This is a genomic window from Paenibacillus sp. FSL R5-0810 (genome assembly GCF_038002285.1).
GTDB lineage: Bacteria > Bacillota > Bacilli > Paenibacillales > Paenibacillaceae > Paenibacillus_AQ > Paenibacillus_AQ lactis.
This window is the reverse complement of the sequence record NZ_JBBOCF010000001.1, coordinates 5,002,356-5,015,345: the sequence shown is the minus strand read 5'-3', so window position 1 is coordinate 5,015,345 and position 12,990 is coordinate 5,002,356. Positions and strand designations below refer to the sequence as shown.

Here is a 12,990-nt window from a genome sequence, read left to right as displayed (position 1 = left end):
CTAATGAAGAAGAAATATGCGATATGCGGGGTAAGCGGACGAGCGCTTGGGATGTTTGCCAAGCCGATCTTGACGACGTATGCCCCGCGGTGCGAGCTGGTGGCGCTGCTCGACACAGACCCGGAGCGTTTTGAGCTGTTCCGCACACGTTTTCCGGAGCATTCCGCCACCGCTGTTTACGGAGAAGAGGAGTTCGACCGCATGATCGAGGAGACGAAGCCGGACGTCGTGATCGTAGCGGGACGGGATGATACGCATGCGCGTTATATCGTCGCCGCGCTGGAGCACGATCGGGATGTCATCACGGAGAAACCGATGGTCACGACCGGGGCGGACGCCCGGCGGGTGCTGGAAGCGGAAAGGGCAAGCAAAGGCAACGTAACCGTCACGTTCAATTATCGTTATGCTCCCGTTCACGACAAGATCAAGGAAATGGTATGGGAGGGCCGGCTTGGCCGCATTACTTCCGTGGATTTGAACTGGTACCTGGATACGTATCATGGAGCTAGCTATTTCAAAAGATGGAACCGCCGGCGCGAGCTTTCCGGCGGCCTCTCCATCCACAAGAGCACCCATCATTTCGACCTCGTCGGCTGGTGGATCAATCAGCGGCCGGTCGAAGCGTTCGCTTACGGGGCCCTTCATTATTACGGCTACGAAGGCGAGCTTAACCCGGAGCGGGTGGACGGCCGCCATTGCGGCACCTGCACGGCAGCAAGCCGCTGTGCCTACTACACGCGCTGGAATGCGCGCCATGTGAAGGATGATCACCTCGGTCTCCTTGCGGCGGAAGGGCGGCAATTTCCTTACACGGGTTACCGCCCGGACCAGTGCATCTTCGACTCCGAGATTGACATCGAGGATACGTATGCGGCCGCTATCCGATACAACGGGGGCGCGCTGCTCAGTTATTCCGTCAACTTCTCGCTGCCGTACGAAGGCTACCGCCTGGCGATAAACGGCACGAAGGGCCGCCTGGAGACGACCGAATACCATGCTCCGTCCAGGACCCCGTTCCCTACGCCGGTCCAGACCATCGATTATTTCCCGTTGTTCGGCTCCAAAGAAACGATCCATGTAGTGCATCGGGAAGGCGGGCATGGAGGAGGCGATCCGCTGCTTTTGAACGATCTGTTCCTGGGTGAGGATCGATCCAGGCCCTATTCCGTCTTATCGGGGGCAGTGGACGGCGCGTATTCGGTTGCAACAGGGGAAGCGGTGTGGCGCTCGGCCAAGGAAGGGAAGCCGGTGGCGATCCAGGACGTGCTTGCAGGTTGGAAAGGAGAGCTGACAAAAGCATGAGCAAACAGGATAGCAGCGAATATTTCGATCCGGCGGAGGGCTTGGCCTACCAGACGGAGGGAAGCTCGATTGAGCATGCTCTTACGGTCATCGCCCAGCGTTATGTAGGGGATCATCCTCCTCACCCTCCGGTGTACCGGGTTAGCCGCAGCGGGCCGATTCGCAAGCGGGGGGATCACGCTTACGTATTTCCGATCGGGGACATGTTTCCGGAGATGACGGAAGATCAGGTGGTTTATGCCTGGGGGAAGCTGTGGGTCAGGGAAGGGCACACCTTTCCCTTCCTGATCCAGAGCGACGGACCGGTACGGCTGTATCATAACGGCAGAAAGCGGTTCGGCTCCGCGCAGGGCGAGGCGGCGGATCCGGACACGCCGATCAGAATCGGGATCCAGCTCACCGAAGGGTGGAACCACTTCGTCCTGGAATTCCGCCCTGGACCCGGGGGAGCCGGAGGTGTATTCGGCACGAGCAACCGCAAAAACAAACCGTATTGCTTTCTGGCCCCGTCAACGGAGAGGGAGGGGGAGGAGGGTTGGATCGTGACACGGCCGCTTTCTCGTCCGCTTCCGGTCATCCCCGGTGTCGTGGAGAGTGAGTCGTTAACGAGAACGGACTGGCTTCCTGCTCGAGCGGAGCATGATGAGAGAGCCGACGCTGGCAGCCCGAAAGGCCCCATGTCCGTCATGTATGGCGACAAGAAGGGATATGCCGCATATGCCTGGGCGGCTGTCGTTAACCGCAGCTTGGCCCCGGCGAAGGTCCTGGTGTCCGGAACCGCCTACGGACCGGTGCGGTTTGAATGGAACGGCCGGGAAGCCGGCTTCTATCCCGAGGCCGGAAGCTTCTGCTTCATGCTCGATGCCCCCGCAGGACGCGGAGAGCTGACGGCCCGGTGCGAATGCGATCCGGACGGATGGGGATTTCGCATCGATGAGGTTTCCCCAGCCGGGATGCTGTGCGCGCCCCGCAAGGTGCACGGCCTCAAGGGAGAATGGCTGTATCTCGGCCCATTCCGTGCGGATGAGGAGCTTGAGATATCCGAGTATTTTGGCATGGATACCCTCGCTCAGCCGGGCGGCGAGAAGCTGTTCTGGACGGGAGGCGAGCCGGGCGCATGCATCCGGCCGTTTCTGGAGAACGAGCTGTTTGGCCGATGGAATTATCCGCTGGGCGTCACGCTTTACGGCCTGCTTGAAACGAGCAAAACGCTGCATCGCCCTGATCTTGAGCATTACGTTCTGCGGCATGTCGAGTTCGCTACCTCCCATTACGAGTACTCGTTATGGGACCGGGAACGGTTCGGCGCAGCCGGGCTGAACAATCAGCTGTCCGATATCGACAGTCTGGATGATTGCGGCTCCTTCGGCGCGCTCGCCATCCTCGCCGACCGCCTTCGGCCGCTGAAAGGGGCTCGCCGGGCCGCTGACGATATCGCCCGGTATATCATGACCGTTCAATCCCGGCTGCCGGACGGCGCCCTCTACCGGGAGGTCGGCGTTTCCCGCAGCATGGACCTGACGATGTGGTGCGACGATATGTATATGAGCGTGCCGTTTCTATGCCGGTATGCGGAGCTGACCGGCGACTCCCGCTATTTGGACGAAGCGGCAAAGCAGCTGCTGCTGTATAAGTCTTACTTGTATATGCCGGATTTGCAGCTGATGTCGCATGTCTATGACGTACGGCAGGGCCAGCCTTCCCGTACGGTATGGGGGAGGGGAAACGGATGGGTATTCTTCTCGCTGGCCGAGCTGCTCGCCGTGCTTCCGACCGGCCATCGCGACTACGGTCGTCTTCTGCAGTTCTACCGTGAGCTTGCGGAAGGGTACCGACGAGTGCAAGGCGTAAACGGGCTGTGGCACCAAGTGCTGACCGATCCCCAATCCTATGAGGAAGCGTCGTGCACCGCGATGTTCATCTACGGCATGGCCCGGGGCGTACGGCGAGGCTGGCTTCGGTCGACACAGCTTTACGCACAGGCGGCCGTCTCGGGGTGGGAGGGCCTGACCGCCCGGGCGATTGACGGCCAAGGCAATGTATTCGGCGTATGCAAGGGGAGCAGCTGGTCCAACTCCCACTCGTATTACAAACACGACCTGTCGTGGAATGTGAACGACACGCACGGCATCGGCATCGTGCTTCTGGCCGGCGTCGAGCTCCTTCAGCTGATGCGTCATACAGCACAGGAATTGGAGGACGGCGGACAGCTGAAGGCATCAACGGTGCCCGGCGGGACCGGTGGTAGTCCGGGGGGACGAAGGTCCACTATAAGTTTAAAAAGGGGAGCGGAAACAAGAGGAAATGAAAACGCTTAATCCCTAATGACGGCAGGAGCGGAGCGTAAGCTATAATGGAACCAAACTGGTAGTAAAGCGGGGATGGATATGTTCCAAACGATCGGTAAGTGGCTCAAATATTCGCTGGCCCAGACGCAGGCCCGACTGGTGCTCATTTTGACCGTATCCGTATTCTTGATCATTTTGGCCGTCAGCCTGACCTCCTATTACACCTCCAAATCGGTGCTGCAGGAGGAGCTGAGCGAGCCTCAGCATCAAATGCTGCAGATCAGCATGAAATTCATCGACGACTCGATCCGGGAGAGCGACAAAATCGCGGTCCAGGTCGCCGTGAACGAGCATGTTTACCATTTCCTGACGAGCGAGAACCAGAATTCGGTCTCCAATATTTCCACCTTGTACCGGCTCCTGTCCACCTGGATCAACAATTCGGAGTACATCAACAGCATATACGTTTATGACATCGAGCGGGGCAGCTTCGTTTCGCTGCCTCAAGGCTACAGCTCCAGCAGGCTGACCTTCGTGGACTCCGAGTGGACCAGCATCGCGGATGAATTCGGTGACGATATGATGACGATCCGCAAGCGGCATGTTCCCGAGGGGGCGGGGAACAAGGGCTCTGAGCTGACGCTGTTCCGAAAGATCATGATTCAGGGCAAATTTCGAGGCATCGTAGCGGTGAATTTGCGGGAAACGGAGCTGTTTGCCAAGCTTAACCCGCCGGCGCTTTCGCAAGTGGACAGCATGCGGTATATCGTGGATCAGCAGGGTCATGTGCTGTACTCGGTCTCCAACTCGGAGTTTAAGCCGGATGCCGTGACCCAGGCGCTGAACGAGCTGAAGGAGGACCGCTTCGGCGACTTTGTTCATGAAGGGCAGAAGCTGCTGGTGAACCAGATCGAATCACCGCTCACCGGCTGGAAATATGTCTCCATCGTGTCGCAGGACAGTTTGCTGGCCCAGTCCAAGAAGGTGCGCGACACCGTGCTGTCCGTCTCTGTAGCTGCCCTGGCACTGGGAGCGCTGACGATCCTGTACGTGAACTCGGCTGCATTCCGGCCGGTGCGGCGGCTGAAGCAGTTGTTTAGCGCCTACGAAGGGAAGACGTCCAGCCCGGACCGCATCGATCTGGAGAAGCTTGCGGGCGAGCTGCTGAGCAACCATGCCCATCTGTCCCAATTGGTTCGGGAGACGATCCCGGATGCGGCGTCCAAGTTTTTACACGATATCCACTCGGGGCATATGAGCGGACGGCGTGAAATCAGGGAGAAGTGGTCCCGTTATTTTGCCGAATGGACCGATGCTCCGGTGACGGTAGCCGTGCTGTCGATTGACCGTTTCGACTCGTGGTCGCGCCGGTTCCCGGCAAGCGATCATTCCTTGCTCAAGTTCGCCTTGGCCAATATCATAGCCGAGCTGCATGAGCCGAAATGGCGGGTCGCCTGCGCCGATTTCGGGGCAGACCGAATGGCGATTCTCCTTCAGCCTCAGATGGCCGAAGGACGTCCGCCACTGGCTGAGGCGATAGAAACGGTGTCCCGGCTGCTGAAGTTCAGCGTATCTGCGGGCATGAGCATGCCGCAAAGCGATGTCTGCAAATTGAAGCAGGCCATGCTGGAGGCGGAGAATGCGTTAACCTACCGCTTATACAGAGGCTATGGCCAGCTCGTGCCGTTCCAGGACGTATCCGCCCATGAGGTAACCGACACGCAAGCGCCGGAAGGCGGAATACGGGAATTGCTGGCCGCCGTGGAGAGCGGGGAAGGGGAAAAAGCGGTGGCCCTGCTGGAGCGTATTGCCGGCAATATCCGCAGTCGATATTGGTATCCGACGGAAGCGCTTGCCGCGCTGCAGTCTTTATTGGAACGCTTGCAGGGACTCTGCCCGGGCGGGGAAGGAGCCGAGGCAGAATCGGCCGGCCGGCTCGCCACGATGTATATCGAGGACATCGAAGCGGAGCTGACGGGCTTGATCAACGCATTGTCTGAACGCTACCGACGCTTGATCGGAAGCAAGGATTTTATCCTGTGCCAGCGGATGATGGAATACATGGAGCAGCATCTCGGAGAGCCGATCGGCATTCCGGAAATCGCCGACTCCATCGGCATCAGCAGCAGCTTGGCCAGCCAGCTGTTCAAGCAGGAGACCAATGAAACGATTTACAACTACTTAACCCGGCTGCGGATGGAACGCGCCGGGGAGCTGCTGGTCAAGACCGACCGGAAAATATCCGATATCGCCCTGATGGTCGGTTATCAGCACGAGAACAGCTTCATCCGGAGCTTCCGCAAATTCAAGGATATCACCCCGGGAAAGTACCGGGATATGATGAGAACCCGAATGGACGCCTTATACGAATAACAGGGCATGTCCACAGCATGGAAGGAGAGCATGGAGATGGAGAGAAAGCAGATTGTACAGCGACATCATCCGGAGTTCGACAGGCTGAATCCATTATCGCCGCTGTCGGTCGGCAATGGGGAATTCGCGTTTACCGCCGACCTTACCGGGCTGCAGACGTTTCCCGAGCAATACGAGGTGCCGCTCGGGACCCAATCGAACTGGGGCTGGCACTTTACGGGGGGACGCCGCCGATTCGATTGGAAGGATGCCGCGCTACAACCGTTTGACACGCATGGCCGCCAGGTCGGTTACCCGATGAAGCCCGGGGATCGGGAGGGGGCATATCAATGGCTGAGGCAAAATCCCCATCGCCTTCATCTCGGCCGCCTGGCCTTCCGATTTTTGGATGAGTCGGGAGAGGAGCTTGATTACGGTCATGCGGGCGGGTTTCGGCAAAAGCTCGACCTCTGGACCGGGGTCCTGTCTAGCTACTTTACCGTTCGCGGGGTGCCTGTCGACGTGACGACGGTTTGCCATCCTGACGCGGATATGCTGGGCGTGAAAGTCGTCTCGCCGCTTGTTGGCAAAGGGCAGCTGCAGGTATTTATCCGCTTTCCCGCACCGGATATGACGCACACCTCCTGGTCCAAGTCCGTGAAGCTCGACTGGGCAAATGACCATCGCCATGAAACGGTTCTGCTCCGGCAGGAGGATGGGGCGGCCTGGATCGAACGAACGATGGATGAGGACCGTTATGCCGTCCGGTGGCAGTGGAGCGGGGGGCGGCTCGAGCAGACGGGGCAGCATGAGTTTACGCTGCATCCGGAAGGAACGGGCGAAACGCATGTCGATGAGCTGGCGTTCTCCGTCGGATTTGCTCCGGGTACGCCCGCTGCCGCCGAGGTGGAAGACATAACGGCAGCCAGCGCCCGTCACTGGGAAGCCTTCTGGCAGAGCGGGGGGGCAATCAGCTTTGAGGGCAGCTCCGATCCGCGCGCCTTTGAGCTGGAGCGGCGGGTGGTCTTGTCGCAATGGCTGTGCGCCGTTCACAGCGGCGGCTCCATGCCGCCGCAGGAAACCGGCCTTATGTACAACAGCTGGTTCGGCAAAGCGCATCTGGAGATGCACTGGTGGCATGCGGCACATTTTGCGTTATGGGGCCGGGCTTCGATTCTGCGGCGCAGCATGGACTGGTACGACCGCATCCTGCCGATCGCCCGCGAGCTGGCCAGGATGCAAGGCTATGAGGGAGCCCGCTGGCCGAAGATGGTGGGCTTTGACGGCTATCCCTGTCCGTCGCCCGTCGCTCCCGGCCTGATCTGGCAGCAGCCGCATCCGATCGCGATGGCGGAGCTGTGCTATAAGGCGGAGCCGACAACGGCGACACTGCGAAGACTCCGCGACATCGTGTTCGAATCGGCTGACTTTATGGTGTCCTATGTCCATTGGAATGAGGAGACCGGCGCTTTCGATCTCGGTCCGCCGCTCATTCCTGCGCAGGAATGCCACCCTATGGACGGCAGCGTCAACCCGCCGTATGAGCTGGAATATTGGAGATATGGCCTTCATATTGCCGTGAAGTGGGCCAGCCGCATGGGGATCCGGCCGAATCCGCGCTGGGCGGAGGTAGCAGGCAGGATGGCATCGCCGCCGCAGAAGGATGGCGTCTATTTGGCTCATGCGCTGGCCCCAGACACGTTTACGGCGAAGAATCATGATCATCCGTCCATGCTGTGTGCGCTGGGCGTGCTTCCGGGCAGACTGATCGACCGGGAAACGATGCGCCGTACGCTGAAGAAGGTGAAGGACGTGTGGCAGTGGGAGACGGCATGGGGATGGGACTTTCCGGTATGTGCCATGACGGCGGCCAGGCTTGGGGAGCGCGATCTGGCCGTCGATTTTCTCTTGATGGACGAAGTGAAGAACACGTATTTGCCGAATGGGCACAATTATCAGCGTCCCGGCTTGTCCGCATACCTGCCTGGCAATGGCGGGCTGCTTGCGGCGGTTGCCATGATGGCCTGCGGCTGGGAGGGGCAGGAGGACCCGGGCGCACCCGGATTTCCGTCCAGCGGCTGGAATGTACAGTGGGAAGGATTGAAGCCGTGGTTGTAGCATTGTGTAGCATTGGATGAACCCTGGTTCGAAGGATGGGGAAAACGCTGGACTGGAGGGAGGCATTATGGCAAAAGGAACGGTATGGAAACCGGAACGGAGGCAATACCGGGACCGGTTGACTGGAGTTGAGGTCGCACAGCTGACCGACTACAAGGCACACAGCCACCATTTGTATTTTACGGAAAACGGATGGTATGACGGGGGACGGCGGCTGCTGTTCGTATCGGACCGCGGAAACAGCGCCAACCTGTACAGCATGGAGGTGGAGAGCGGCGAGATGCTGCAGTTGACCGATTATCCGGACAATGATGAGCTCGATGCTTGTCTGCTGCCGGACGGGACCGCGGCATTCGTCCGAATGGGCCGAAGCGTACGCCGGCTCGATCTTGCAACGCTGGAGGAAGTGGAGCTATATGAGGCGCCTCAGGGCTACACGATCGGCAATTTAAGCTGCCCGGCTGACGGCCGGTCGGTGGTTACGTGCATCCAGGAAGATCTGTCGGACCGGATGCAGCTAGATCTGGGCAATGGCTACGTCGGCCACCGCGAGTTGATGCAGGCTCAGCCCCACAGCCGGATCATCCGGCTGGATGCGAAAGGGAGGACGCAGCCGGAGACGCTGTATGAAGAGCATAACTTCATCACCCATATCAACGCTTCGCCGGTGGAGCCGTGGCTGATGACGTTCTGCCACGAAGGCCCCTGGCATGAGGTGGACCATCGCATATGGGGGCTGGATCTGCGAAGCGGAGAGGTTTGGAAAATCCGGGAGCGCCTCGAGCCGGGAGAGAAAGTAGGCCATGAGTTCTTTTATCCCGACGGCGTAACGATCGGGTATCACGGCTTTCGCGTAGACGGCACGAATTTTTTCGGCAGCATCCGGTATGACAATACGGCGATGGAGGAGACGGAATTCGGCTTTGATACGTGGCATGCGTATGCCGATGGCCTCGGGCAGGCCGTCGTCGACGGCAAGGGGGCGGTCCGCACGCTCTCGGTGTGGCGCAAGGATGCCGGCGGGATATATCAGGGGCCGAGCATGCTGTGCGAGCTGCGGTGCAGCTTTCACTCCCAGAAGGTGCATGCGCACCCGCGCTTTGATCCGGAGGGCAAACGGCTGCTGTTCACAAGCGACAAAAACGGCTACGCCAACCTGTATTTGGTTGACATGCCCGATCAGTTCGATACGCTGCCCCCGTTCTCGGTCTAAAATGAACAGAGAGGAGTGAATTACCTTGGCAGAAGCAACGGTTGTGGAACGGATGCCGGTCCGCATCGGCGACACGATTCTGTCCGCCTGCGTGGACGGGTATCACCCGGGCATCGCCAACAAGTGGGGATACGTGGCTGGAATGGCTCTAACCGCGCTTGGAAGGCTGGGCGATTGGACAGGTGAGCAGCGGTATCATGAGGCGGTTAAGCGCCACATGGATGTCTTTATCCGGGATGACGGCTCGATCGCAGGGTACACGCTTGAGGAATACAATCTGGATCATATCAACAAAGGCAAAAATCTGCTCCGCCTGTGGCGGACCACGGGGGAAGCCAGGTACCGCCAAGCCGCCGAGCTGCTTGCGTCCCAGCTGATCGGGCAGCCGCGGACGGATGAGGGCGGTTTTTGGCACAAAAAGATTTATCCGTATCAGATGTGGCTGGACGGTCTTTATATGTCCTCCCCGTTCATGGCGGAGTATGCGGCTGCGTTCGGGGAGCCGGAATGGTTTGACGAGGCAGCACGGCAGCTGCTGCTTATCGAGCGGCGGACGCGCAATCCGGAGACGGGGCTGCTGCATCATGCCTATGACGAGAGCCGAGAGCAGCGCTGGTGCGATAAGGAGACCGGGCGCTCGCGGCACGTCTGGGGACGCGCCATGGGGTGGTATGCCATGGCGCTTGTGGATGCCCTGGAGTTCTTCCCGGTCCGGCATCCGCAGCGCGGGCAGCTGATGGGCATTTTCGAGCGGATGGCCAATGCCATTGTACGGGTTCAGGATCAGGCAAGCGGGTTGTGGTATCAGGTCATGGACTGCAACGGCCGGCAGGGCAACTATCTGGAAGCTTCCGGTTCCTGCATGCTGACCTACGCTTTGGCGAAGGGCATTCGCCTCAAGTATTTGGCCGAAATCGACCGGGAGGTCGTGGAACGCGCCTATGAAGGCATTAAGAAGCGTTTCGTTACCGTGGACGGGGAGGGCGTCCATCTTCACGGCATTTGCCACGGCGCAGGACTTGGCGGGCGCAAATACCGTGACGGCTCGTATGCTTACTATATCAGCGAGCAGGTTGTAAGCGACTCGTTAATGGGCGTCGCTCCGCTCCTGCTTGCCAGTATGGAAATGGAGAGACTGCAGGCGGAAGGGGAAGGCGGTCATCCTCAATGAGTGCCGGGAATCTGCTGACTTTGCGATATCCGGCATCCTGGTGGCGCAATATGTGGCGCGAGGCGCTGCCATCCGGGAACGGCACCATCGGGGCCTCCGTCTTCGGCGGGGGTCAGGAGGAGACGGTGCTGCTGAACCATGAAGGATTATGGCATTGGGGACGGAAGGACCCGCTGCCGGATGTCAGTTCTGCACTGCCGGAAACGCGAAGGCTTATGGATGAAGGACATTATGACGAAGCCAGCTGGAAGCTGGCGAATGCATTGCGGGAGCGGGGATACGGCACCAAGCTTGCCTCCCGGTTTCCGCTGGCGGCGATCCAGCTGCGGATGCCCGGAAGCCGGGCATTCCGGGAATACCGGCGTACGCTCGACATGGAGACAGGGGAAGTATCCGTCCGGTGGTCCGATGGTGCGGCCCGATATGTCCGGCGGCTGTTCGTTTCCCGCGCGGATTCGGTCGTCGTTTACGACATCCGCCCCGGTGAGCCTGTATGGGAAGATTGCTCCCTTTCCGGTGCACGAGCCGAGCGAGAAGGCGATCCCGGGGATGGAGGAGGAAAGCTCCGCACCGTATCCGGCGAGATTGGACTGATACTCTATCCGAGCGACCGCTGGGGGGATTCCCCCGAATTTAAGGAGCTGGCCGATTCGGTAACCATTCAAGCCGAAGGCTGCTATATCCGATATGCCGCCCGCAACGACGACGGGGAAGACTTCGGGGCCGTGCTGCGGATCATCTGCGAGGACGGGCGCGTCCATACCGGCAAGGAAGGGACGACGATCAGGTTTGAAGCGATGCGAAAGGCGCTGGTTCTTGTAAAGGTATTTGTCGGAGGGCGGCGTGAAGACCAGTGGAAGCGGCTCGAGCAGGAGCTTGCCGCTCTTCTGGATGCATGCGAATATGAACGGCTTCTCCATCGGCATGCCGAGCTGCATGGGCCGTTGTTCCATTCCGCTGCCCTGGAGCTGAGTGGAGCCTCCGATGACGGTCGCTCAGGCGAAGAGCTGCTGCTGGAGGCTTATGAAGGCCAGGCCCCGGCTGCGCTTGCCCGCAAAATGTGGGCGTATGGCCGGTATCTGTTCATCAGCGGGACGGGGGCGGAATCGGGTCCGTTCGGGTTATACGGCCTATGGGGCGGTGACTACCGTCTGGTCTGGTGCCATCATATGGCAAACGAAAACATCCAGATGATGCACTGGCATGCCAATGTCGGCGGATTGTCTGAACTGGTCAAGCCTTTATTCCGTTATTACGGCGGCCTGATGGAGGATTTCCGCGAGAATGCCCGCAAGCTGTACGGCTGCAGAGGGATTTACATTCCGGCAGGCACCACGCCCGGGATCGGCTTGCCCAGTCAGATCGTGCCCGTTATCTTGAACTGGACCGGGGCTGCTGGGTGGCTGTCCCGGCATTTCTACGAGCACTTTCTGTACACGGGGGATACCCGGTTTCTTCAGGAGGAGGCGCTGCCGTTTATGCAGGAGGCCTGGCAATTCTATGCCGATTTTGCGACGGAAGGGGAGGACGGCTTCCTCAAGCTGTATCCTTCGGTTTCACCGGAGAATACGCCGCGCAATTTTATGCCCGAAGACGGCAGACAGCTGGCTCACCCCATGCCGACGACGGTGAATGCCACGATGGAGATAGCCATTCTGAAGGAATTGCTTACCCATCTCATCGAAGCGGGCAGAGCGGTCGGCGTTCCGGAAATGGAACAAGCCGAATACGAACGGATGCTGGCAAAAATTCCGCCCTATCGGACGAACCGTGACGGCGCCTTGGCGGAATGGCTGGATCCCGCCTTCGAGGATCGCTATGATCATCGGCATCTTTCGCATATCTACCCGCTGTTTCCCGGTCATGAAATTACCCGGGAATCGTCACCGGAGCTGTTCAGCGCCTGCGAGAACGCGGTGCGGCTGCGCCGCATCGAGGCGCAAAGCGGCTGGTCGCTGGCCCATATGGCTTCCATCTACGCCCGGCTTGGCGATGGGGATCATGCGCTGGAATGTCTGGATATGCTGGCGCGCTCCTGTCTGCTGCCAAATCTGTTTACGCTCCATAACGATTGGAGAGGCATGGGGATTTGCATGGATATGCCTGCTGCCCCTGTTCAGCTCGATGCGAATATGGGATGGGTTCATGCGGTGCAGGAAATGCTGCTGCAGGTATCATCGCGTATGGTTCGACTGCTTCCAGCCCTGCCTCAGCGCTGGCGCAGGGGCCGGTATGCCGGTTGGAGATTCCATACGGGGCAGATTGCCGCCGAGTGGGATGCCGATACCGGATGGCTGCAGGCCGAGCTTTACGCCGAGCGACAGACCGATACCGTCGTTTCCTTGCCGGAATGGGCCGGGGCATGCTCATTCTCCGGAGAAGGGGATGTTCAGCCGTCGGAGCAGGGCCGCCGCTGCTTCGCCGTACGGCTGAGGCCTGGAGCACGGCTCACGTTCCGGTGCCGTCCCGATCGGTAAAGCGGGAACCCCGGGTTCCCTAAGAGGCGCCGCTTCGGCAGAGCCAAGCGGTCTCGCCGCCCAGTTCAC

At 59.7% G+C, this 12,990-nt stretch carries 7 protein-coding genes; all 7 read left to right on the top strand.

All coding sequences use genetic code 11. From position 1 onward, the window contains the following. The first annotated feature begins 3 nt into the window (after positions 1 to 3). The 7 genes from MKX76_RS22270 (at position 4) to MKX76_RS22240 (ending at position 12,921) form a co-directional block, all read left to right on the top strand. Positions 4 to 1,302 carry a Gfo/Idh/MocA family protein gene (locus tag MKX76_RS22270; protein WP_341034632.1) on the top strand — a complete coding sequence of 433 codons (1,299 nt, stop codon included), beginning with the start codon at positions 4 to 6 and terminating at the stop codon, positions 1,300 to 1,302. Further along, the gene (locus MKX76_RS22265) at positions 1,299 to 3,620 is read left to right on the top strand and encodes a glycoside hydrolase family 88/105 protein (protein ID WP_341034631.1); all 2,322 of its coding nucleotides are present in this window, start codon (positions 1,299 to 1,301) and stop codon (positions 3,618 to 3,620) included. Before MKX76_RS22270 ends, MKX76_RS22265 begins: the two co-directional genes overlap by 4 nt. Positions 3,621 to 3,689: 69 nt before the next feature. Continuing rightward, positions 3,690 to 5,963 (top strand): AraC family transcriptional regulator, encoded by a 2,274-nt coding sequence (locus MKX76_RS22260; protein ID WP_341034630.1) that lies wholly within the window; start codon positions 3,690 to 3,692, stop codon positions 5,961 to 5,963. A 30-nt stretch (positions 5,964 to 5,993) separates the two neighbouring features. Further along, complete coding sequence (locus MKX76_RS22255) at positions 5,994 to 8,060, top strand: glycoside hydrolase family 65 (protein WP_341034629.1); 2,067 nt, start codon at positions 5,994 to 5,996, stop codon at positions 8,058 to 8,060. A gap of 67 nt (positions 8,061 to 8,127) precedes the next feature. Continuing rightward, the gene (locus tag MKX76_RS22250; RefSeq protein WP_341034628.1) at positions 8,128 to 9,273 is read left to right on the top strand and encodes an oligogalacturonate lyase family protein; all 1,146 of its coding nucleotides are present in this window, start codon (positions 8,128 to 8,130) and stop codon (positions 9,271 to 9,273) included. A gap of 25 nt (positions 9,274 to 9,298) precedes the next feature. Then, positions 9,299 to 10,444, top strand: a complete 1,146-nt coding sequence (locus MKX76_RS22245) for a glycoside hydrolase family 88/105 protein (protein ID WP_341034627.1) — start codon at positions 9,299 to 9,301, stop codon at positions 10,442 to 10,444. Next, positions 10,441 to 12,921, top strand: coding sequence for a glycosyl hydrolase family 95 catalytic domain-containing protein (locus MKX76_RS22240; RefSeq protein ID WP_341034626.1), 2,481 nt, complete (start codon positions 10,441 to 10,443; stop codon positions 12,919 to 12,921). The genes MKX76_RS22245 and MKX76_RS22240 overlap by 4 nt, the downstream gene beginning before the upstream one ends. Positions 12,922 to 12,990 lie beyond the last annotated feature (69 nt).